Here is a 23378-nt window from a genome sequence, read left to right on the forward strand (position 1 = left end):
TACAGTATGGTACCCTCAACATTTTCTCGTTTGAAAGCCGCGCGCGCGCTGCCAGTCATTCTGGCTGCACTGATTTTCGCAGGCTGTGGCACCCAGGCGCCAGACCAGAGTGCAGCCCATATGCAGGGCTCTGCGCAGGCTGATTCCGGCTTTTATCTGCAACAAATGCAGCAAAGCTCAGATGATAGCAAGACCAACTGGCAATTACTCGCCATTCGTGCACTGCTGAAAGAAGGCAAGAGCCAGCAGGCTACCGAGCTATTCAACCAGCTACCGCAGAAACTCAGCGATACTCAGCGTCGTGAGCAGTCGTTGCTCGCCGTCGAGATCAAGCTCGCGCAGAAAGATATCGCTGGCGCTCAGGCCCTGCTGGATAAACTTACTCCTGCCGATTTCGATCAAAACCAGCAGGCCAGATACTGGCAGGCGCAAATCGACGTCAACCAGGGGCGCCCATCACTGACGCTACTGCGCGCCCTGATCGCCCAGGAACCGCTGCTGCCCGCGAATGCTAAGCAGAAAAACATCGATGCCACCTGGCAGGCGCTGTCATCCATGACCCAGGAACAAGCGCAGGCGCTGGTCATCAATGCGGATGAAAACGTGCTGCAAGGCTGGCTGGATCTCCAGCGCGTCTGGTTCGATAACCGTAACGATCCGGACATGATGAAAGCCGGGATTGCTGACTGGCAGAAACGTTATCCGCAAAACCCCGGGGCAAAAATGCTGCCAACGCAGTTGGTTAACGTGCAGAGCTTTAAGCCCGCCTCCACCAGCAAAATTGCGCTGCTGCTACCACTGAACGGTCAGGCCGCTGTATTTGGCCGGACTATTCAGCAAGGCTTTGAAGCGGCGAAAAATATGGGTACTCAACCCGTATCGGCCCCTGCTGTAGCTGCGCCTGTTGTGGATACAACAACTGCGACGACCACGGAACAGCCGCAAACGACTGACGGTGTTGCCAGCCCTTCTCAGGCGTCAGTCAGCGATCTGACCAACGAGACGCCAGCTCAGCCAGAAACACCTGCTGCGCAGCCCGCAGCACCCGCTCAGCCAACCACCGCCAGCGCACCGGCGAATCCGTCCGCAGAGCTGAAAATCTACGACACCTCATCACAGCCGCTGAACCAAATCCTGACTCAGGTCCAGCAGGATGGCGCCAGCATCGTGGTTGGTCCGCTGTTGAAAAACAATGTTGAAGAGCTGATGAAAAGCAACACGCCATTAAACGTGCTGGCGCTTAATCAGCCGGAGTCGGTGAAAAACCTGCCGAACGTCTGCTACTTCGCTTTGTCGCCAGAAGATGAAGCGCGCGATGCCGCACGCCACATCCGTGAACAAGGAAAACAAGCACCACTGCTGTTGATCCCGCGGAGTTCGTTAGGTGATCGCGTTGCCAACGCCTTTGCACAGGAATGGCAAAAGCTGGGCGGCGGCGTAGTGCTGCAGCAGAAGTTCGGCTCCACCGCCGAGCTGAAAATGGGCGTCAACGGCGGCTCGGGGATTTCCCTGACGGGTAGCCCGGTAGCGTCCTCTGTACCTGCGCAACCTGGCGTGACGATTGGCGGTCTGACGATACCGGCTGCGCCTACCGATGCGCAGATCACCGGCGGCAGCGGTCGTGTTGATGCCGTGTATATTCTGGCGACGCCGGAAGAAATTGCCTTTATTAAGCCGATGATCGCTATGCGCAACGGCAGCCAGAGCGGTGCGACGCTGTACGCCAGCTCCCGCAGTGCGCAGGGTACCGCTGGTCCTGATTTCCGTCTGGAGATGGAAGGTTTGCAGTACAGCGAAATACCGATGCTGGCAGGCGGCAACGAGCCGCTCATGCAGCAAGCGCTGAGTGTAGTACGCAATGACTACTCACTGGCGCGCATGTATGCAATGGGCGTCGATGCCTGGTCGCTCGCTAATCATTTCTCGCAAATGCGTCAGGTGCAGGGCTTCGAAATTAACGGCAACACCGGCGCATTGACCGCAACGCAGGATTGCGTAATTAACAGGAAGTTATCATGGCTCAAATACCAGCAAGGACAGGTCGTCCCCGCCAGTTAACGAGCAAACAGACCGGTGACGCGTGGGAATCCACCGCGCGTAACTGGCTGCAAAGCAAGGGACTGCATTTTATCGCCGCCAACGTGCGTGAACGTGGCGGCGAAATCGACCTGATAATGCGTGAAGGCAGCACCACCGTCTTTGTTGAGGTTCGCTATCGGCGCTCGGCCCAGTTTGGCGGCGCAGCGGCGAGTGTGACCCGGAGCAAACAACACAAATTATTACAGACCGCCCGCTTGTGGCTTGCACGCCACAATGGGAGTTTTGATACTGTGGATTGCCGGTTCGATGTGTTAGCCTTCACCGGAAATGATGTTGAGTGGTTTAAGGATGCGTTCAACGACCGCTCATAGTTGAAGATTCAGAGCCTGGTTCTTAAGGATTAGCGTGTTAGATAGAATTAAAGTCTGCTTTACTGAAAGCATTCAAACTCAGATAGCTGCGGCTGAAGCACTCCCGGATGCGATCTCCCGTGCAGCCATGACGCTGGTTCAGTCCCTGCTCAATGGCAACAAAATTCTCTGTTGTGGTAATGGGACGTCCGCTGCCAACGCACAGCATTTTGCTGCCAGCATGATCAACCGTTTTGAAACAGAACGCCCAAGTTTACCTGCGATTGCACTAAATACTGATAATGTGGTCTTAACTGCGATTGCCAACGATCGCCTGCACGACGAAGTTTATGCAAAACAAGTCCGTGCGCTGGGACATGCAGGTGATGTTCTATTGGCAATTTCTACGCGTGGTAATAGCCGCGATATCGTAAAAGCCGTTGAAGCAGCCGTTACGCGCGACATGACGATCGTTGCGTTGACCGGTTATGACGGAGGGGAGCTGGCCGGGTTGTTGGGGCCACAGGATGTTGAAATCCGCATCCCGTCACACCACAGCGCCCGCATTCAGGAAATGCATATGCTGACGGTCAATTGCCTTTGCGATCTCATTGATAACACGCTTTTCCCTCACCAGGATGATTAAGGAGTACACATGAAGGCATTTTCGCCGCTCGCCGTCGTTCTCTCAGCATTGCTGTTGCAAGGCTGTGTAGCTGCCGCCGTTGTCGGAACAGCAGCTGTCGGGACGAAAGCAGCAACGGATCCTCGCAGTGTCGGCACCCAGGTAGATGATGGGACCCTGGAATTACGCGTCAATACGGCGTTGTCGAAAGATGCCCAGATCAAGAAAGAAGCGCGAATCAACGTGAGCGCATATCAGGGTAAAGTGCTGCTGGTCGGTCAGTCGCCAAATAGCGAACTGTCTGCGCGGGCAAAACAGATTGCGATGGGCGTAGAAGGTACGACTGAGGTCTTTAATGAGATCCGTCAGGGCCAGCCAATCGGTCTGGGCGATGCGTCCAACGATACCTGGATAACCACCAAAGTACGTTCCCAGCTACTGACCAGCGATCAGGTGAAATCCTCTAACGTGAAAGTCACCACCGAGAATGGAGAAGTGTTCCTGTTAGGTCTGGTGACCGAACGCGAAGCGAAGGCGGCGGCAGACATCGCCAGCCGGGTAAGCGGCGTGAAACGCGTCACTACGGCCTTTACGTTTATTAAATAATACTGATGCCGGATAGCGACGCATGGGCGTCTTATCCGGCCTACAGGACGTAATCGTTTGTAGGCCGGATAAGCGTCAGCGCCATCCGGCATTTTATTTAGCCCTTTCGCGTAACTCGGAAGAGGTCAGGATAGAAACCCCTTCATGCCCAGGCGCCAGCGCTTCTGCCAACATTGCCCGCGCAACATCGCGCGCTTCAATCGACTTCCAGTTACCCGGTAGCAGCCTGAACAACGGCGCTAAAAACATTTCATTCGCCCGCTGTTTATCCCGATCACCCAGTAGCATAGAAGGCCGGGCAATGGTCAGCCGAGGCCAATTCTGCGCGATCAGCGCCTGCTCCATTTCACCTTTCACCCGGTTATAAAAAAACGGCGAATGTGCATTGGCTCCCATCGAACTCACCACCAGCATATGCTGTGCCCCCAGCCGACGCCCCGTCAGAGCTGTATCCACTACCAGCGTATAATCCGCGTGGATAAACGCCTCTTTACTACCCGCTTCACGTCGGGTCGTACCCAGACAACAAAAGACAACATCGACCGGATCGGTAACCTGCGCCAGAGCATCGGTTAGCTGCGGATCGTGGGGATTATAGATGCCAACCGTATCAGCCAGCGGTCGACGCGTCGGCGCCGTAATGGCATTGATCCGGGGTTCATTCAGTAGCATCCGCAATAAATGTCCACCCACCAGACCCGTTGCACCGGTTATTAACACCTGGCTCATCGTTTATTTTCCCCTGACGCTTCAATCACTCTTTTAACTATAGATCACGTAGCCAGTGCATCTTTTTACCGAAGCCCAACGTGTTGTCCGTGAATTTGACTTCATCCAGTCGAATCTCCCACACGGGCGCTGGCAACATCCTGGCGACGGGGAAACGATGGTTATACGCTTTACGCGCAGCCTCGCTCTCTTCTCCCTCCAGGCGGCGAATTTCCCCCTTAAACTGCACGCCACGAATCAGGGCGACCGTTTTGGGCTGACCATTTACCGTGCCGGCAATCGGTGCACACGATCCCGACATCTGCGCATGGCGCGTTTTATCTTCGGTCAGCACATAGAATGCCATCTTCTGCGCATCAAACAGGTAAAACGCATTGGCGCACCACAATTCACCTTCATGGTGTACACACCAGGTCACGACGTGCTGTTTTGCCAGCCAGCGAGACACCGCAGTCAGTGTTTCCATTTCTGTTCTCTTTTATACTGTAGGCCTGAAAATTATCACGTCGATGGTGACAATGACACCCTGGTATCTGTACCTGATCCGTACCGCTGACAACGCCTTATACACTGGAATAACCACCGATGTGCAGCGCCGCTATCAGCAGCATCAGAACGGGAAAGGTGCGAAGGCGCTACGTGGAAAGGGGGAACTCACGTTGGCATTTGCGGCGCAGGTCGGCGATCGCTCGCTGGCCCTGCGCATAGAGTATCGGGTCAAGCAGCTTACAAAACGCCAGAAAGAGCGTCTTGTGGAAGGCGAAGGGTTTGAGACTCTACTGAGCAGCCTGCAAACCCCCGACACTTAAAAGCGATTGAAATGGTCGTGATATTCCACCAGGCCAGAGACGCCCTCCAGCGCATCTTCTGCCAGGCGATGAACCTGGAACGCACTTTCTGTACCCGGCCAGCGGCAACGCAGGTCGTGATGGGCCGCCAGTTCGAAGCCAAAGCGGCTGTACAGTGCCGGATCGCCCAGCGTAACCACCGCGGCGTAGCCAAACTCGTTCAGGGAATCGAGTCCTTCATAGACCAGTTGACGCGCCAGGCCTTGCCCACGGTAGTTTTCATCCACCGCCAGCGGCGCCATGCCGACCCACTGCAGATCTTCACCCTGCACATCGACAGGGCTGAACGCGACGTAGCCCACTACCTGACCTTCATCATCGGTAGCAACCAAACCCAGCGTTAAGAACCCGTCTTCGCGCAGGTCGTGCACTAACTTCGCTTCCGCATCGCTCTCAAATGAACGGCGCAGCAGCGCATCAATGCCTGGGGCATCAATGGGAATTTCAACTCGAATCAGCATGGTTCACCTACCGAGGTCTGTTTGGTTTCCGGCGACGTTTTCATACCCGCCTCAACAAAATCCGCCAACTGCAGCAGCATGACACGTAACGCTTTCGGCATCTGCTCCAGTTCGATGGCGTCCATCAGATTTTTAACATACAGCCCTAATTCTGTATCACCTTCGATCACCAGGCGACGCTGGAAGAAAAGCGTATCTGGATCCTGCTTACGCGCCGCGATCATCAGAAGATCGCTGGCATCGGCGCTAAAACTGACATCCGCATCTGCATTCTGGCTGACGATCAGTTTATCGTTTTGAACAGAGGTATACCATTTAAGGCCGATGTCACGCACATGAATGCTCAGCCAGCGACCGTCGAGAAACTCCAGCTCCCCATCGGCCAGCGCCTGACTAAACTGCCAGCTCAGGACCTGCTCCAGAACCTGGCGCTTCAGCGCAAAGGGCGTCAGTTTAACCGGTACACTCATCAGAGAAGGACCTAAATGTACTAAGCGTGAACGCAGTTTATCCAACACGAGCTTTACTCCCTGTTTCAATAGTCCTGCTATTTTGCCATATCAAATAAACGACATAGCGGCATAAATCAACAATTCGCTACGAAATTGTTACCTCTTTATTGGTGTCACCAATACGACTTTAACTGCCTCAAATCAAAAATTGTCTCAGCAAGGTTAACTAAAATCCCTCTTCGTTAACATTTCTGCGCCCTACATGGCGCAACGTTCAGGATAAATTATGGAGCTGCTCTGCCCTGCCGGAAACCTCCCGGCGCTTAAGGCGGCCATCGAGAACGGCGCTGATGCTGTCTACATCGGGCTGAAAGATGATACCAACGCCCGTCATTTCGCCGGCCTTAATTTTACCGAGAAAAAATTGCAGGAAGCGGTGAGTTTCGTTCATCAGCACCGCCGTAAGCTGCACATTGCGATTAATACCTTTGCGCACCCGGATGGTTACGCGCGCTGGCAGCGTGCCGTTGATATGGCAGCGCAACTGGGTGCAGATGCGCTGATCCTCGCCGACCTCGCCATGCTTGAGTATGCCGCAGAGCGCTATCCCCATATTGAGCGCCATGTCTCCGTTCAGGCATCTGCGACTAACGAAGAGGCAATTAATTTCTACCATCGCAACTTTGACGTTGCGCGGGTCGTACTGCCGCGCGTGCTGTCTATTCATCAGGTGAAGCAATTAGCCCGCGTAACCCCAGTTCCGTTAGAAGTGTTTGCCTTCGGCAGTCTGTGCATTATGGCAGAAGGTCGTTGCTACTTATCTTCTTATCTGACAGGCGAATCGCCAAACACCGTGGGTGCCTGCTCCCCTGCTCGCTTTGTGCGCTGGCAGCAGACCCAACAAGGGCTGGAATCCCGCCTAAACGAAGTTCTGATCGATCGCTATCAGGATGGAGAAAACGCCGGTTATCCGACGTTATGCAAAGGCCGCTATCTGGTTGATGGCGAACGCTATCATGCACTGGAAGAGCCTACCAGTCTGAACACGCTGGAACTGCTGCCCGACTTACTGGCCGCCAATATTGCTTCGGTCAAAATCGAGGGACGTCAGCGCAGCCCGGCTTATGTCAGCCAGGTGGCGAAAGTGTGGCGTCAGGCGATCAACCGCTGTATGGCCGATCCTCAAAACTACGCCCCGCAGGACGCGTGGATGGAAACGCTCGGTTCAATGTCCGAAGGCACGCAGACCACGCTTGGCGCGTATCACCGTAAATGGCAGTGAGAGAAGCAATGAAATATTCCTTAGGGCCAGTGCTGTGGTACTGGCCGAAAGAAACGCTGGAAGATTTTTATCAGCAGGCCGCCGTAAGCCAGGCCGACGTTATCTATCTTGGCGAAGCGGTATGCAGTAAACGCCGCGCCACCAAGGTGGGCGACTGGCTGGATATGGCGAAATCACTCGCTGGCAGCGGTAAACAGGTGGTGCTCTCTACGCTGGCGCTGGTGCAAGCTTCCTCTGAGCTGGGAGAACTGAAGCGCTATGTTGAAAATGGCGACTTCCTGCTGGAAGCCAGCGATCTCGGCGTGGTAAACATGTGCGCCGAGCGCAAGCTGCCGTTTGTCGCAGGACATGCGCTCAACTGCTACAACGCGGTAACCCTGCGTTTGCTGCTCAAGCAGGGCATGACGCGCTGGTGTATGCCGGTTGAGCTGTCCCGTGACTGGCTGGTAAACCTGCTCAACCAGTGTGATGAGCTGGGTATTCGCAATCAGTTTGAAGTCGAGGTGCTGAGCTACGGGCATCTGCCGCTGGCGTACTCTGCTCGCTGCTTTACCGCGCGTTCCGAAGATCGGCCAAAAGACGAATGTGAAACCTGCTGCATCAAATACCCCAACGGGCGTGATGTGCTGTCGCAGGAAAATCAGCAGGTCTTTGTCCTCAACGGGATCCAGACCATGAGCGGCTATGTCTACAACCTCGGCAACGAGCTGACATCGATGCAGGGTCTGGTTGATATTGTGCGTCTGTCCCCTTCAGGCACTGAAACATTCGCCATGCTTGATGCGTTCCGCGCCAATGAAAATGGTACGGCCCCATTACCCCTTGCCGCCCACAGTGACTGCAACGGCTACTGGAAGCGACTGGCTGGTCTGGAGCTGCAGGCGTAAAAAAGCTCACTTTGTTAACAACGGTAATCAAATTTTAATGCAGTATTAAAAGATTAACCGGTAACAAAGTGAGCCGTTATGACTGACAAAACTATTCCGTTCTCGGTGCTGGATCTGGCACCGATCCCTGAAGGGTCTTCGGCAAAAGAGGCCTTCACGCACTCGCTTGATCTCGCCCGGCTCGCCGAAAAGCGCGGCTACCACCGCTACTGGCTGGCAGAACATCACAACATGGTCGGTATCGCCAGCGCGGCAACTTCAGTGCTGATTGGCTATCTGGCTGCCAATACCACCACACTGCATCTCGGTTCCGGTGGCGTTATGCTGCCTAATCATTCGCCGCTGGTGATCGCCGAGCAGTTCGGTACCCTGAATACGCTGTATCCGGGACGCATCGATCTTGGGCTTGGCCGCGCGCCGGGGAGCGATCAGCCAACGATGCGTGCGCTGCGCCGCCATATGAGCGGTGATATCGATAACTTCCCACGCGACGTCGCTGAACTGGTGGACTGGTTCGACGCCCGCGATCCTAACCCTCATGTACGCCCGGTTCCCGGCTACGGCGAGCAGATCCCGGTCTGGTTATTAGGCTCCAGCCTGTACAGCGCACAGTTGGCGGCCAAGCTCGGCCTGCCGTTTGCCTTCGCCTCGCATTTTGCTCCGGATATGCTGCATCAGGCGCTGCATCTGTATCGCACCCAGTTCAAACCCTCAGCGCGGCTGGCAAAGCCGTATGCGATGGTGTGCATCAACATCATTGCCGCTGACAGCAATCGCGACGCCGAGTTTCTTTTCACCTCGATGCAGCAGGCGTTTGTGAAACTGCGTCGTGGCGAAACGGGCCAGCTACCACCGCCGGTAGAGAATATGCATCAGCTGTGGTCCGCTTCTGAACAGTACGGCGTACAACAGGCGCTGAGCATGTCGCTGGTTGGTGATAAGGCAAAAGTGCGTCACGGTCTTGATGCCATTTTGCGTGAAACCCAGGCCGATGAAATTATGGTTAACGGTCAGATTTTTGATCATCAGGCACGTCTACATTCGTTTGATTTGGCGATGGATGTGAAGCAGGAATTGTTGGGGTAGCGCGGTTTGTGCCTGATGGCGGCTACGCCTTATCCGGCCTACACGGTACTGTAGACCCGGTAAGCGTAGCGCTACCGGGCAACGGTTTTACTGATAGACCGGTAACAGATCCATGCTCGACAGAATATGGATAACCGCGTTGCCGATACCGAACACCAGGATCAGCGCAATCATCGGCTTACCGCCCCAGACACGGAATTTCGGGCTACCGAAACGCTCGCGGGATTTACGGGCCAGCAGCGCCGGAACAATGGCAGCCCAGATGGTTGCTGCGAGTCCTGCATAGCCAATGGCATACAGGAAACCGTTCGGCCATAGCAGGCCACCGATAATTGGCGGGACAAACGTCAGCAATGCCGTTTTGAAACGTCCCATCGCCGAGTCATCAAAGCCAAACAGATCCGCCAGATAGTCAAACAGACCGAGCGTAACGCCGAGGAATGAACTCGCCACCGCAAAGTTGGAGAACACCACCAGCAGCAGATCAAGACTGCGGCTGTTTAGTACGCCGCTCAGCGCCTGTACCAGCACATCAATGTTACCGCCCTGTTGCGCGATACCGATAAACTCTGGACGCGGAATGTTGCCCATCGTTCCCAGCAACCATACGGTATACAGCACCAGCGCCAGCAGCGTGCCGTACACCAGACACTTTACGATGGTCTTCGGATCTTTGCCGTAGTACTTCATCAGGCTCGGGACGTTGCCGTGATAGCCGAATGAAGCCAGACAAAACGGCAGCGTCATCAGCAGGTACGGCGTATACGAAGCGTTGCTCTGCGCCACGTTAAACAGTGTTGCGGGCTGCACGTGCCCCAGCAGACTGCCGAAGGTCAGGAAAAAGGTAATCACCTTTGCGCCCAGCACAATCGCCGTCATGCGGCTAACCGCTTTGGTGCTTAACCACACCACAAATGCCACCAGCAGCGCAAAGCCAAGACCTGCCGCGCGCGCCGGAACATTCAGCGACATCTCGGAGAAGGTGTGATGCAGAATCGACCCGCTCGCTGAGATATAGGCGTAAGTCAGGATATAGAGAACGAAGGCGATCGAGATGCCGTTCACTACGTTCCAGCCTTTACCCAGCAGATCTTTCGTGATGGTGTCAAAACTGGAGCCAATGCGGTAATTGAGGTTAGCTTCAAGGATCATCAGCCCGGAGTGCAGCATGCAGAACCAGGTGAAGATCAGCGCCGCCATTGACCAGAAAAACCACGCCCCGGACATGACCACTGGCAGAGAAAACATCCCCGCGCCAATAATAGTGCCGCCGATAATCACCACGCCGCCGAGCAGCGAAGGTGACGTTTGGGTGGTGGTTAGTGTTGCCATTTAGCCATCTCTCCAGTCATTTATATTGTGACTACATCTTAATGTGCTGCACTGTACCAGTACACGAGTACAAATGAAATAAAAAAAGCCCCGATTGTTAAGATCGGGGCTGTACATATTACTTTACGCAGTGAAACTTATGCGTCACCGCCGAAACGACGACGACCAGCGGAGTCATCACGACGCGGAGCAGAAGAATCGTCACGACGCGGACCACGGTTGCCTTCACGACGTTCGCCGCTGAAACGACGACCATCGCCACGACCGCCTTCACGACGCTCACCGCTGAAATTACGACCTTCGCCACGACCGCCTTCACGACGCTCGCCGCTGAAACGGCCACCGCCACGACGCTCACCACCGGTGTGCGGAACTGCATCGCCAACCAGCTGCATATTCATCGGCTTGTTCAGGATGCGAGTACGGGTAAAGTGCTGCAGCACGTCGCCCGGCATACCTTTCGGCAGCTCGATGGTGGAGTGGGAAGCAAACAGCTTGATGTTACCGATGTAACGGCTGCTGATATCGCCTTCGTTAGCAATCGCGCCAACGATATGACGAACTTCAACACCGTCATCACGGCCCACTTCAATGCGGTACAGCTGCATATCGCCAACGTCACGACGTTCACGACGCGGACGATCTTCACCACCACGGTCATTACGCGGGCCACGATCGTTGCGGTCACGCGGACCACGATCGTCACGGTCGCGGAATTCGCGTTTCGGACGCATCGGCGCATCTGGCGGCAGGATCAGCGGACGTTCGCCCTGAGCCATTTTCAGCAGTGCGGCTGCCAGCGTTTCGATATCCAGCTCTTCTTCCGGCTGCATTTTCGCCAGCAGAGCACGGTACTGATCCAGATCGCTGCTTTCCAGCTGCTGCTGTACTTTAGCGGCGAATTTTTCCAGACGGCGTTTGCCCAGCAGTTCTGCGTTCGGCAGTTCTACTTCCGGAATCGTCAGCTTCATGGTGCGTTCGATGTTACGCAGCAGACGACGCTCACGGTTCTCAACGAACAGCAGCGCACGGCCAGCACGACCCGCACGACCAGTACGGCCGATACGGTGAACGTAAGACTCGGAATCCATCGGGATGTCGTAGTTAACAACCAGGCTGATACGCTCAACGTCCAGGCCACGGGCCGCAACGTCGGTTGCAATCAGAATATCCAGGCGGCCATCTTTCAGACGTTCCAGAGTCTGCTCACGCAGGGACTGGTTCATGTCGCCGTTCAGTGCAGCGCTGCTATAACCGCTACGCTCCAGCGCTTCTGCCACTTCCAGGGTCGCATTTTTGGTACGAACGAAGATAATCGCCGCATCAAAATCTTCTGCTTCCAGGAAACGCACCAGCGCTTCATTTTTACGCATGCCCCATACAGTCCAGTAGCTCTGGCTGATGTCAGGACGCGTGGTAACGCTGGACTGAATGCGTACTTCCTGCGGCTCTTTCATAAAGCGGCGGGTAATACGACGAATCGCTTCCGGCATAGTCGCAGAGAACAGAGCGGTCTGATGACCTTCCGGGATCTGCGCCATGATGGTTTCAACGTCTTCGATGAAGCCCATACGCAGCATTTCGTCTGCTTCGTCCAGTACCAGACCGCTCAGTTTAGAGAGGTCCAGAGTCCCGCGCTTCAGGTGATCCAGCAGACGGCCCGGCGTACCGACGACGATCTGTGGTCCCTGACGCAGGGCACGTAATTGCACGTCATAACGCTGGCCGCCGTACAGGGCAACCACGTTCACGCCGCGCATGTGTTTAGAGAAATCCGTCATGGCTTCTGCAACCTGAACCGCCAGTTCGCGGGTCGGTGCCAGCACCAGAATCTGAGGTGCCTTCAGCTCAGGATCAAGATTGTTGAGCAGCGGTAAAGAGAACGCTGCAGTTTTGCCGCTACCTGTCTGGGCCATACCCAGAACATCGCGACCGCCCAGCAGATGCGGAATGCACTCTGCCTGGATTGGAGATGGTTTTTCGTAACCCAGATCGTTAAGGGCTTCAAGGATAGGAGCCTTCAGGCCCAGATCTGCAAAAGTGGTTTCGAATTCAGCCATGTAGTACGTGTGCCTCAAAATTAATGGCGGCCAGTCTACATAACTCATCATGAAATTGATCTGCAATTTTCATTGAAAAGTGTGAACCGGCTCAAAGTAGGTGTATTAACGAACAACAACGCCCTCACCCGTGAAGGTGATGGCAATCAAAAAAGATTACGGGCTGATGTGTACGTCAGCTATTGCTGGTCCGATTCTGCCAGGTCATCTTGGTCCTGGCCCAGGAGCGATAATTCCAACAATGCGTATCGGTGCTCAACAAAGTTATGAACGTTGTTAGCCACCGCCAGTTTGAACAATGCCGTAGCGTTGCCCAAATCCCCCAGACTTAGGTAGTACTTACCTAAATAGAAGTTGGTTTCACTGAGATGCTCAGCGAGCGAGGTGTTATCCGTTGCGTCCGCCTTCAGGCGTTCCATCAGCGTTGCTTCGCTAATGTTGCCCAGGTAGAACTCGACAATGTTCCATCCCCATTGCTCTTTATCCGATTTCTCAAAGCGTTGCTTTAACGCTTCTTTAGCCTGCTTCTCATCGAGCTTCTGCTCGGCGAGATAAAGCCACAGACTACGGAAAGGATCATTGGGATCGTCTTGATAAAACGCTAGCAGATCATCTTGCGCTAACTTGTCGCGACCGCCGTAATACAATGCGATACCGCGATTTAAGTGCGCGTAGTTGTAAGTTGGATCAAGCTCAAGTACAGAATCAAACGCTTCATAGGCAGCATCAAAATTGCCTGCCTGCGTTAAATATATACCTAAGTAATTGAATACTTCAGGCATATCTGGTCGGATTGCCAGCGCTTGTGAAAAATCATTTCGCGCCAGTGCCCTCAGACCGAGACTATCATACAACACTCCGCGCTCATATAAAAGCTGTGCGCGTTCGTCATCGGTTAAAGCCCGACTGGCAAGAATTTGTTCCATACGTGCCAGAATCACTTCCTGCTGCAAAGTCGGTTGCAATGGTACTGCGAGGACTTCACTCTTACGCCAGGTGGAATTACTGCATCCAGCCAGCGTGAGTGCTGTCGCAACGAAACACCAGCGCAAAAAAGGCTTCATTTCCCACTCCCGAAGACAACGATTGAATGAACGTCCAGGTTCCCCGGTTGCTAACAAGGCATCCTGCCGGGTTAAAGGCCCTCCGCTCTCACGGAGGGCAATGGCAACCTTACTCGCCCTGGCTTGCCGGAGCTTCCGGTTCGCCTGCAGGCTGAGACTGCTCAGTTGCTTCTTTAATGCTCAGACGTACACGGCCCTGGCGATCAACTTCCAGAACTTTGACCGGTACTTCCTGACCCATCTGCAGGTAATCGGTCACTTTCTCAACGCGCTTATCAGCGATCTGAGAGATGTGTACCAGGCCTTCTTTACCGCCACCGATGGCAACGAATGCGCCAAAGTCAACGATACGGGTCACTTTACCATTGTAGATACGGCCTACTTCGATCTCTGCGGTGATCTCTTCGATACGACGGATAGCATATTTCGCTTTTTCGCCGTCGGTCGCAGCAATCTTCACGGTACCATCATCTTCGATTTCAATGGTGGTGCCGGTTTCTTCGGTCAGAGCACGGATAACAGAACCGCCTTTACCGATAACGTCTTTGATCTTGTCCGGGCTGATCTTGATGGTGTGGATACGCGGAGCAAATTCAGAGATATCGCCACGCGGTGCGTTGATCGCTTGTTCCATCACACCCAGGATGTGCAGACGCGCACCTTTAGCCTGGTTCAGAGCAACCTGCATGATTTCTTTGGTGATACCTTCAATTTTGATATCCATCTGCAGTGCAGAGATACCGTCGCGGGAACCCGCCACTTTGAAGTCCATATCGCCCAGGTGGTCTTCGTCGCCCAGGATGTCAGACAGAACAACATAGTTGTCGCCTTCTTTCACCAGCCCCATCGCGATACCCGCAACGGCGGCTTTGATTGGCACGCCTGCGTCCATCAGCGCCAGGGAAGCGCCACATACGGAAGCCATAGAAGAAGAACCGTTAGATTCGGTGATTTCAGAAACCACACGCACGGTGTACGGGAATTTATCCAGTTCCGGCATCACTGCCAGTACGCCACGTTTCGCCAGACGACCGTGACCAATCTCACGACGCTTCGGAGAACCGACCATACCGGTTTCACCTACGCAGTACGGAGGGAAGTTGTAGTGGAACAGGAAGTTGTCAGTACGCTCGCCCATCAGTTCGTCGAGGTTCTGTGCATCACGAGTGGTGCCCAGGGTCGCGGTAACCAGTGCCTGAGTTTCGCCACGGGTGAACAGTGCGGAACCGTGGGTACGCGGCAGAACGCCAGTACGCACGTCCAGGCCACGGATCATGTCTTTTTCACGGCCATCGATGCGCGGCTCGCCTGCCAGTACGCGGCTACGAACAACGTTTTTCTCGATAGCGTGCAGAATTTCACCCAGTTCGTTAGCGTCCAGGGTTTCGTCTTCAGCCACCAGAGTCGCGATGGTTTCAGATTTGATTACGTCAACCTGAGCATAACGCTCTTGTTTGTCGGTGATGCGGTAAGCGTCGCTCAGGCGAGCTTCTGCCAGTGCGGCAACGCGCGCGTTCAGCGCTTCGTTGACGGCTTCTGGCTGCCAGTCCCAACGCGGTTTGCCAGCTTCTTTCGCCAGCTCGTTGATGGCCTGAATAACAACCTGCTGCTGTTCGTGACCGAATACCACAGCGCCCAGCATCTGGTCTTCGCTCAGCAGTTCAGCTTCGGATTCAACCATCAGTACGGCAGCTTCAGTACCCGCAACAACCAGGTCCAGCTTGCTTTCTTTCAGTTCGTCCTGAGTCGGGTTCAGTACGTACTGGTCATTGATGTAACCAACACGTGCAGCACCGATCGGGCCGTTGAATGGAATACCAGACAGAGTCAGCGCAGCAGATGCACCAATCATTGCCACGATGTCTGGGTTAACCTGCGGGTTAACGGAAACAACGGTGGCGATAACCTGAACTTCGTTAACGAAGCCTTCCGGGAACAGCGGACGAACCGGGCGGTCAATCAGACGCGCAATCAGGGTTTCGCCTTCGCTCGGACGGCCTTCACGACGGAAGAAGCTACCCGGGATACGGCCAGCAGCGTAGGTACGCTCCTGATAGTTAACGGTCAGCGGGAAAAAGTCCTGGCCTGGTTTCGCTTTTTTCTGGCCAACAACTGTAACGAATACCGCGGTGTCATCCATGCTAACCATAACAGCGGCAGTCGCCTGACGCGCCATCATGCCGGTTTCCAGCGTAACGGTATGCTGACCGTACTGGAATTTACGAACGATCGGATTAAGCAAAATAATATCCTTTCTCTATTTTTTTGACGGCACATTTTGCGCCATCGTTAATACCCGATCTTCTGCGCATCCTCGCGACTAATGACAACCCTAACCCATAAGCATGAGTAAAGCCTCTCATTAGCCGCGCGAACCTCTGCAACGGAAGATCATTCATAGCAACAATACATTAGTTTCCAGCGAATTGCTGCCATCTGCTGGAAAAAAGGGGCCATGAAGGCCCCCTCTTTCTGAAACTCGAAAGAATTAGCGACGCAGACCCAGACGCTCGATCAGCGCGGTGTAACGTGCAACATCTTTACGTTTCAGGTAGTCGAGCAGTTTACGACGCTGAGAAACCATGCGCAGCAGACCACGACGGCTGTGGTGATCTTTTTTGTGCTCTGCAAAGTGGCCCTGCAGGTGGTTAATCTGTGCAGTCAACAGAGCAACCTGAACATCGGTAGAACCGGTGTCGTTTGCATCACGACCAAACTCAGAAACGATTTTAGCGGTAGCTTCAGTACTTAGAGACATTTTAAAACTCCAAAGTGATAAGAATGAAAGGATGCCGATCTCTAATTCAGCTATCCCAGTGTATACACTTCATCCTTCAAGCTGACTCTGCGTTGGCTGCGTCCGCTCACCTCAGTCACTTACCTGAGTAAGCTCCTGAGGATTCTCAGACTTGCCGCCTTGATGCAGCTTGAATGATTTTGTGTATACGCCACGCAGATTGTTAAACAATTCACGCGACGTTAAGCGGCAGTATTCTACTCGCAGCGCCCTTTTATCGCAAGACAGAGAGCGCTATGCAGGATACTCAACCACCAGGCGACGGGGGGCGACACGACCTTCATCGTCCATCTCCCCCATGCCGATAAACTTGCCGTCATCGCCTTCCGTCACGCGGACCAGCCCTTCCAGCGGCGCGCCTGACGTCCGTACCGGGTTACCATTTTTAAAGTAAACCGAGGATGTTAAAGGTAAATTAACTACCGGATAGTCTGATGCCGGACTGTCCATTGGCATCAGCAAAGGATCAAGCAACTGCGCCGCCGGAATATTTTGCTGTTCTGCCTGCTCAACCAGTTCACGCAGATGCTCCAGCGTGACCATACGATCCACCGGATACTTGCTGACCGTCAGACGACGCAGATACGTTACGTGCGCGCCGCAGCCCAGCTTCTCACCGAGATCGTCAACGATGGTGCGAATATAGGTGCCTTTGGAGCAGTGAACTTCCAGCTCCAGCTCGTTACCTTCGTGGCGAATAAACAGCAGCTCATAGACGGTAATCGGGCGCGCTTCACGCGGCACTTCAATGCCCTGACGCGCATATTCGTACAGCTTCTTACCCTGATACTTCAGCGCCGAATACATTGACGGGATCTGCTCGATATCGCCGCGGAAAGTCTCCAGCGCGCTTGCAAGCTGCTCAGCGGTGAAGGTTACCGGACGTTCCTGCACGATTTGCCCATCAGCATCCGAGGTGTCAGTACGCTGGCCCAGACGGGCAACCACACGATAGCGTTTATCAGAATCCAGCAAATACTGTGAAAACTTCGTCGCTTCACCGAGGCAAATCGGCAGCATGCCTGTCGCCAGCGGATCCAGCGCGCCGGTATGTCCCGCGCGGTTGGCATTGTAGATGCGCTTTACTTTTTGCAGTACGTCATTGCTGGACATGCCTTGCGGTTTGTCCAGCAGCAGAACACCGTGAATGTCGCGACCACGACGACGAGGACGACTCATCAGTCCTCCTTGCTGTCGTCCGCTGGGTTCACACGACGCTCATCGTCATGTTTCACCACGCTGGTCACCAGGTTGGACATGCGCATCCCTTCGACCAGTGAGTTGTCGTAGAAGAAGGTCAGTTCCGGCACGATACGCAGACGCATGGCTTTACCCAGCAGAGAGCGGATAAAACCAGAAGCTTCCTGCAGCGCCTTAATACCATTTTTAACGGCAGCTTCGTCCTGGTCGTTCAGGAACGTCACGAATACTTTGGCATACGCCAGATCACGGGACATCTCAACACCAGACACGGTAGTCATCATGCCCACGCGTGGGTCTTTGATTTCGCGCTGCAGGATGAGTGCGATTTCTTTCTGCATCTCCTGCGCGACGCGCTGCGGGCGACCAAATTCTTTCGCCATAATAAATTCTCCAGAATAAAGACAAAAAAGGGGCAATAAGCCCCTTTTTAAATTTCTTGCCGGGTGGCGCTTCGCTTACCCGGCCTACGCTTATTCATCTTCTCAGGATTTTGGGCTGCAAGTTGCGACCCAAAAGACGACGAAGATTATGCGATGGTACGTTTGATCTCAATGATCTCGAACACTTCGATCATATCGCCAACGCGAACGTCGTTGTAGTTCTTCACGCCGATACCACATTCCATGCCGTTACGGACTTCGTTAACGTCATCTTTGAAGCGGCGCAGGGATTCCAGCTCGCCTTCATAGATAACCACGTTGTCGCGCAGTACACGGATTGGGTTGTGACGTTTGATCGTACCTTCGGTAACCATACAGCCTGCGATAGCGCCGAATTTCGGTGATTTGAACACGTCACGAACTTCAGCCAGACCAATGATCTGCTGTTTCAGCTCCGGAGACAGCATGCCGCTCATCGCTGCTTTCACTTCGTCGATCAGATGATAGATGACGGAGTAGTAACGCAGATCCAGGCTTTCAGATTCGATAACTTTACGTGCAGAGGCATCAGCACGGACGTTGAAGCCAACCAGAATCGCGTTGGATGCCGCTGCCAGAGTCGCGTCGGTTTCGGTGATACCACCCACGCCGGAACCGATGATCTTCACTTTTACTTCGTCGGTAGACAGTTTCAGTAAAGAGTCAGAAATCGCTTCGACAGAACCCTGCACGTCGGCTTTCAGGACGATGTTCACTTCGTGAACTTCACCATCAGTCATGTTAGCGAACATGTTTTCAAGTTTAGATTTCTGCTGACGAGCCAGTTTAACTTCACGGAATTTGCCCTGACGATACAGTGCAACTTCACGGGCTTTCTTCTCGTCACGAACGACAGTAACTTCGTCACCTGCAGCCGGAACACCGGACAGACCGAGGATTTCCACCGGAATGGATGGACCTGCTTCAAGTACTTCCTGACCCAATTCGTTACGCATCGCACGAACGCGACCGTATTCGAAGCCACAGAGTACGATGTCGCCTTTGTGCAGCGTACCTTCACGCACCAGTACGGTAGCAACCGGACCACGACCTTTATCCAGGAAGGATTCGATAACCGCACCGCTCGCCATACCTTTACGGACAGCTTTCAGTTCCAGTACTTCGGCCTGCAGCAGGATAGCGTCCAGCAGCTCGTCGATACCGGTACCCGCTTTCGCAGAAACGTGAACGAATTGGCTCTCGCCGCCCCACTCTTCCGGCATGATGCCGTACTGGGACAGTTCGTTTTTAACGCGATCAGGATCCGCTTCTGGTTTATCGATCTTGTTGACTGCAACCACTACCGGCACACCTGCCGCTTTCGCGTGCTGGATTGCTTCGATAGTCTGCGGCATCACGCCGTCGTCTGCTGCAACAACCAGAACCACGATATCCGTTGCCTGAGCACCACGAGCACGCATGGAGGTAAACGCGGCGTGACCCGGGGTATCCAGGAAGGTGATCATACCGTTGTCAGTTTCAACATGGTATGCACCGATGTGCTGAGTAATGCCGCCTGCTTCGCCAGAGGCCACTTTCGTAGAACGAATGTAGTCCAGCAGAGACGTTTTACCGTGGTCAACGTGACCCATGATGGTGACTACCGGTGCGCGCGGTTCAGCCGCTGCGCCGGTGTCACGGTCGCTCATTACTGCTTCTTCCAGCTCGTTTTCACGACGCAGGATAACTTTGTGGCCCATCTCTTCGGCAACCAGCTGTGCGGTTTCCTGGTCGATGACCTGGTTAATGGTCGCCATTGCGCCCAGTTTCATCATCGCTTTGATGACCTGAGAGCCTTTAACTGCCATTTTGTTCGCCAGATCGCCAACGGTGATGGTTTCACCGATCACAACGTCACGGTTAACGGCCTGAGCTGGCTTCTGGAAGCCCTGCTGCAGAGCGGAACCTTTACGCTGCTTACCGCCTTTACCACCGCGAACCGCGGCACGCGCTTCTTCACGGTCAGCTTTAGATTCAGCGTGTTTGTTGCCTTTCTTCGCCGGACGCGCTGCTTTCGTGCTGCGAGTACGACCACGGCCGCCTTCGACTTCACGATCGTTCTCGTCTTCAGCCTGGCGAGCGTGCTGGGAAGTGGTGACGTGATAATCGCTGGTATCTTCAACAGGTTCAGCGTTATTCACACCATTTTTCTCATTTTCTTCCGCCATACGGCGAGCTTCTTCCGCTACGCGGCGCGCTTCCTCTTCAAGCTTGCGACGTGCTTCTTCTTCCGCTTTACGCTTCAGTTCAGCGGCTTCATTTTCACGGCGGGCTTTTTCGGCCTGGGCGGTTTTAGTCATATCGTCGGTCTGTTGATTGCTCACTTTGTCTTTTTCCGCAGCTTCACGTTTCGCTTTATCAGCGGCTTCACGCTTAGCTTGTTCTGCGGCCTCACGTTCGGCTTTTTGTTGCGCCTCGCGTTTGGCAGCTTCTTCTGCCTCACGACGGGCTTGCTCTTCCGCTTCACGCTGCGCCTGCTCTTCCGCGGCAAGGCGTTCAGCCTCTTGCGGATCGCGTTTCACAAAGGTGCGTGTCTTGCGGACTTCGATTTGTACCGATTTACTTTTCCCACCGGTACCTGGAATATTGAGAGTACTGCGCGTTTTACGCTGCAATGTCAACTTATCCGGCGCTGAGCCGTTTTCACGGTTCAAATGCGCCAGTAAGGTTTGTTTCTCTTGTGCGGACACAGAGTCGTCAGCAGACTTCGGGATACCTGCATCAGCAAATTGCTGTACCAGGCGATCCACGGAGGTCTGTATCTCTGCAGCCAGTGTTTTTACGGTTACATCTGTCATACTGTTCCTTCCTGCTACAGTTTATTACGCTTCGTCGCCGAACCAGCAAATATTACGGGCAGCCATAATCAGCTCACCGGCTTTTTCGTCGGTCAACCCTTCGATATCAGCCAGATCATCAATGCCCTGTTCAGCGAGATCTTCCAGCGTACAAACACCACGGGCAGCCAGTTTGAAGGCCATCTCACGATCCAATCCTTCCAGATTCAGCAGATCGTCAGCCGGTTTGTTATCACCGAGGCTTTCTTCCTGGGCCAGTGCCAGAGTGGTCAGTGCGTTTTTAGCACGCTCGCGCAGCGCTTCAACGGTCTGTTCATCCAGGCCGTCGATTTCCAGCAGCTCTTTCATTGGCACGTAGGCCAGTTCTTCCAGCGTCGCAAAACCTTCTTCCACCAGAACGGTCGCGAAATCTTCATCGATATCGAGATATTTGGTGAAGGTGTCAATGGCTGCATGTGCTTCTGCCTGATGCTTCGCCTGCAGGTCATCAACGGTCATCACGTTGAGTTCCCAACCGCTCAGTTGTGAAGCCAGGCGGACGTTCTGACCATTACGTCCAATCGCCTGCGCCAGGTTACCGGCTTCAACCGCGATATCCATGGTGTGTTTGTCTTCATCCACCACGATAGAAGCGACGTCTGCTGGCGCCATTGCGTTAATCACGAATTGCGCCGGGTTATCATCCCACAGGACGATATCAATTCGCTCGCCGCCCAGTTCGGTAGAAACCGCCTGAACGCGCGCACCGCGCATACCAACACACGCGCCGACCGGATCAATACGCTTGTCGTTGGTCTTAACGGCGATTTTCGCACGCGATCCTGGATCGCGAGCTGCCGCTTTAATTTCGATCACTTCTTCGCCAATTTCTGGCACTTCAATGCGGAACAGTTCAACCAGCATTTCCGGTTTGGAACGAGTTACGAACAGTTGCGCACCGCGCGCTTCCGGGCGTACAGAGTACAGAACGCCACGAATACGGTCACCTGGGCGGAAGTTTTCACGCGGGAGCATGTCTTCACGCAGGATCACGGCTTCAGCATTGCTGCCCAGATCCAGAGAAATGTTGTCGCGGTTTACTTTCTTCACCACGCCAGTAACGATTTCGCCTTCGTGCTCGCGGAATTGATCAACAACCATTGCACGTTCAGCTTCACGTACTTTCTGTACGATAACCTGTTTCGCGGTCTGAGTGGTGATACGGTCAAAGGTGACAGATTCAATCTGATCTTCAACATATTCGCCCACGTTCAGACTTTCGTCTTCGAAACGTGCCGCTTCCAGCGTAATTTCTTTGGTCGGCTGAGTAACTTCTTCTACGATTACCCAACGACGGAAGGTATCGAAATCACCGCTTTTACGATCGATTTCTACGCGAACGTCGATCTCTTGCTCATATTTTTTCTTTGTTGCTGTAGCCAGCGCACTTTCCAGCGCTTCAAAAATTTTCTCGCGTGGCAGCGCTTTTTCGTTGGATACGGCTTCAACAACAGCCAAAATTTCTTTGTTCATCGCGGGCTTTTCACCTCAATCCAGACTGTTAAAAGTGGGGAACCAGGTTCGCCTTCTGGATATTACTCAGCGCGAACACTTCATCTTTACCGTCGACTGTGACCGTGATCATCTCACCGTCCACCGCTTTGATAACGCCCTGCCATTTACGGCGGTTTTGTACAGCCATACGAAGAACCAGCGTGACTTCTTCACCCAGGAAACGCACGTAGTGTTCAGCAGTGAACAGAGGACGGTCGAGACCCGGAGAGGAGACTTCCAGGTTATAGGCAACGGTGATCGGGTCTTCGACATCCATCACGGCGCTTACCTGATGGCTCACATCAGCACAATCATCAACATTGATGCCATCTTCACTATCAATATAGATGCGCAGTGTGGATGTGCGACCGCGAATAAATTCGATGCCGACCAGTTCGTAGCCCAGGGCTTCAACCGGCGCTGTAATCATCTCTGTTAATTTTTGCTCTAATGTGGACAAGCCCACCCCCAAGACATAAAAAAAGGGCCTAAAGCCCAGTTATTCTGTAGTCAGATAACAAAAAACCCCGATAAATCGGGGCTTTAGATAACTGAACCCTATAACCGCACCTGCGGTTCGGAAAACCTTCCGAAAGAATTTTTTTCAAATCCAGCTACGAAGGCCTAAGTCTTCACAGTATATTTGAAAAAGAACTCTAAGGGAAAGTGGTTGCGGGGGCCGGATTTGAACCGACGACCTTCGGGTTATGAGCCCGACGAGCTACCAGGCTGCTCCACCCCGCGCCTGAAACGTGGCAAATTTTACGCGTTTTGGGTAAAAAATGCAAATACTGCTGGGATTTGGT

At 53.8% G+C, this 23378-nt stretch carries 23 protein-coding genes and 1 tRNA gene; 8 read left to right on the forward strand and 16 right to left on the reverse strand.

The annotated features are described in order from the left end of the window. Positions 1-6: 6 nt before the first annotated feature. Genes AL515_RS21660 through dolP form a run of 4 tightly spaced genes read left to right on the forward strand, consistent with a single transcriptional unit; the run spans position 7 to position 3621 of the window. Positions 7-2058, forward strand: coding sequence for a penicillin-binding protein activator (locus AL515_RS21660; protein WP_061068673.1), 2052 nt, complete (start codon positions 7-9; stop codon positions 2056-2058). Further along, positions 2016-2411 (forward strand): YraN family protein, encoded by a 396-nt coding sequence (locus tag AL515_RS21665; RefSeq protein ID WP_061068674.1) that lies wholly within the window; start codon positions 2016-2018, stop codon positions 2409-2411. The genes AL515_RS21660 and AL515_RS21665 overlap by 43 nt, the downstream gene beginning before the upstream one ends. 34 nt (positions 2412-2445) lie before the next feature. Then, a complete protein-coding gene (gene diaA / locus AL515_RS21670; protein ID WP_048213380.1) occupies positions 2446-3036 on the forward strand; it encodes a DnaA initiator-associating protein DiaA in 591 nt (196 codons plus the stop codon). Between the two features lie 9 nt (positions 3037-3045). Then, on the forward strand, positions 3046-3621 hold the full coding sequence (gene dolP / locus AL515_RS21675) for a division/outer membrane stress-associated lipid-binding lipoprotein (protein ID WP_048213381.1): 576 nt from the start codon (positions 3046-3048) through the stop codon (positions 3619-3621). Positions 3622-3714: 93 nt separating this feature from the next. Here dolP and AL515_RS21680 read toward each other — a convergent pair whose 3' ends face one another. Continuing rightward, positions 3715-4350: an NAD(P)H-binding protein gene (locus tag AL515_RS21680; protein ID WP_061068675.1), complete on the reverse strand. Its 636-nt coding sequence runs from the start codon at positions 4348-4350 to the stop codon at positions 3715-3717. A gap of 37 nt (positions 4351-4387) precedes the next feature. After that, a complete protein-coding gene (locus AL515_RS21685) occupies positions 4388-4816 on the reverse strand; it encodes a YhbP family protein (RefSeq protein WP_061068676.1) in 429 nt (142 codons plus the stop codon). 52 nt (positions 4817-4868) lie between these two features. Here AL515_RS21685 and AL515_RS21690 point away from each other — a divergent pair, with 52 nt between their 5' ends. Beyond that, entirely contained in the window at positions 4869-5159 is a 291-nt protein-coding gene (locus AL515_RS21690) for a GIY-YIG nuclease family protein (RefSeq protein WP_061068677.1), read from the forward strand. Here AL515_RS21690 and AL515_RS21695 read toward each other — a convergent pair. Both AL515_RS21695 and ubiT read right to left on the reverse strand, forming a co-directional pair. Then, positions 5156-5659, reverse strand: a complete 504-nt coding sequence (locus AL515_RS21695; RefSeq protein ID WP_048213385.1) for a GNAT family N-acetyltransferase — start codon at positions 5657-5659, stop codon at positions 5156-5158. The genes AL515_RS21690 and AL515_RS21695 overlap by 4 nt on opposite strands. Next, positions 5653-6177: a ubiquinone anaerobic biosynthesis accessory factor UbiT gene (gene ubiT / locus AL515_RS21700; protein WP_061068678.1), complete on the reverse strand. Its 525-nt coding sequence runs from the start codon at positions 6175-6177 to the stop codon at positions 5653-5655. Before ubiT ends, AL515_RS21695 begins: the two co-directional genes overlap by 7 nt. A 220-nt stretch (positions 6178-6397) precedes the next feature. On the opposite strand from ubiT, the gene ubiU reads away from it, so the two are divergent. From ubiU to AL515_RS21715, 3 genes are all read left to right on the forward strand, one after another. Further along, positions 6398-7393 carry a ubiquinone anaerobic biosynthesis protein UbiU gene (gene ubiU, locus AL515_RS21705; RefSeq protein ID WP_061068679.1) on the forward strand — a complete coding sequence of 332 codons (996 nt, stop codon included), beginning with the start codon at positions 6398-6400 and terminating at the stop codon, positions 7391-7393. A gap of 8 nt (positions 7394-7401) precedes the next feature. Continuing rightward, the gene (locus AL515_RS21710) at positions 7402-8280 is read left to right on the forward strand and encodes a U32 family peptidase (protein ID WP_105242198.1); all 879 of its coding nucleotides are present in this window, start codon (positions 7402-7404) and stop codon (positions 8278-8280) included. A 78-nt stretch (positions 8281-8358) separates the two neighbouring features. Further along, positions 8359-9366: a luciferase-like monooxygenase gene (locus AL515_RS21715; protein ID WP_061068681.1), complete on the forward strand. Its 1008-nt coding sequence runs from the start codon at positions 8359-8361 to the stop codon at positions 9364-9366. A gap of 87 nt (positions 9367-9453) precedes the next feature. On the opposite strand, the gene mtr is transcribed toward AL515_RS21715, so the two are convergent. The 12 genes from mtr to AL515_RS21770 all read right to left on the reverse strand — a co-directional run bounded on the left by mtr (position 9454) and on the right by AL515_RS21770 (position 23316). Next, on the reverse strand, positions 9454-10698 hold the full coding sequence (gene mtr / locus AL515_RS21720) for a tryptophan permease (RefSeq protein ID WP_061068682.1): 1245 nt from the start codon (positions 10696-10698) through the stop codon (positions 9454-9456). 137 nt (positions 10699-10835) lie between these two features. Beyond that, positions 10836-12758, reverse strand: coding sequence for an ATP-dependent RNA helicase DeaD (deaD, locus tag AL515_RS21725; protein WP_061068683.1), 1923 nt, complete (start codon positions 12756-12758; stop codon positions 10836-10838). Further along, positions 12751-12831, reverse strand: a complete 81-nt coding sequence (gene yrbN, locus AL515_RS23535; RefSeq protein ID WP_010723222.1) for a protein YrbN — start codon at positions 12829-12831, stop codon at positions 12751-12753. Before yrbN ends, deaD begins: the two co-directional genes overlap by 8 nt. Positions 12832-12937: 106 nt before the next feature. Further along, positions 12938-13822, reverse strand: coding sequence for a lipoprotein NlpI (gene nlpI / locus AL515_RS21730; RefSeq protein WP_048213391.1), 885 nt, complete (start codon positions 13820-13822; stop codon positions 12938-12940). A 109-nt stretch (positions 13823-13931) separates the two neighbouring features. Then, the gene (pnp, locus tag AL515_RS21735) at positions 13932-16064 is read right to left on the reverse strand and encodes a polyribonucleotide nucleotidyltransferase (RefSeq protein WP_047408353.1); all 2133 of its coding nucleotides are present in this window, start codon (positions 16062-16064) and stop codon (positions 13932-13934) included. Between the two features lie 246 nt (positions 16065-16310). Next, the gene (rpsO, locus tag AL515_RS21740; protein WP_000059465.1) at positions 16311-16580 is read right to left on the reverse strand and encodes a 30S ribosomal protein S15; all 270 of its coding nucleotides are present in this window, start codon (positions 16578-16580) and stop codon (positions 16311-16313) included. 273 nt (positions 16581-16853) lie between these two features. Further along, positions 16854-17798 carry a tRNA pseudouridine(55) synthase TruB gene (truB, locus tag AL515_RS21745; RefSeq protein ID WP_003024986.1) on the reverse strand — a complete coding sequence of 315 codons (945 nt, stop codon included), beginning with the start codon at positions 17796-17798 and terminating at the stop codon, positions 16854-16856. Then, on the reverse strand, positions 17798-18202 hold the full coding sequence (gene rbfA, locus AL515_RS21750) for a 30S ribosome-binding factor RbfA (protein WP_003024988.1): 405 nt from the start codon (positions 18200-18202) through the stop codon (positions 17798-17800). Before rbfA ends, truB begins: the two co-directional genes overlap by 1 nt. Before the next feature lie 146 nt (positions 18203-18348). Beyond that, positions 18349-21039 carry a translation initiation factor IF-2 gene (gene infB / locus AL515_RS21755; protein WP_048213393.1) on the reverse strand — a complete coding sequence of 897 codons (2691 nt, stop codon included), beginning with the start codon at positions 21037-21039 and terminating at the stop codon, positions 18349-18351. A 24-nt stretch (positions 21040-21063) separates the two neighbouring features. Beyond that, positions 21064-22551: a transcription termination factor NusA gene (nusA, locus tag AL515_RS21760; protein ID WP_043017784.1), complete on the reverse strand. Its 1488-nt coding sequence runs from the start codon at positions 22549-22551 to the stop codon at positions 21064-21066. 28 nt (positions 22552-22579) lie between these two features. Continuing rightward, entirely contained in the window at positions 22580-23032 is a 453-nt protein-coding gene (gene rimP, locus AL515_RS21765; protein ID WP_061068860.1) for a ribosome maturation factor RimP, read from the reverse strand. Positions 23033-23239: 207 nt separating this feature from the next. Further along, positions 23240-23316 (reverse strand) — tRNA-Met (locus AL515_RS21770). Positions 23317-23378 lie beyond the last annotated feature (62 nt).

The sequence above is a fragment of the Citrobacter sp. FDAARGOS_156 genome (genome assembly GCF_001559235.2).
Lineage (GTDB): Bacteria > Pseudomonadota > Gammaproteobacteria > Enterobacterales > Enterobacteriaceae > Citrobacter > Citrobacter youngae.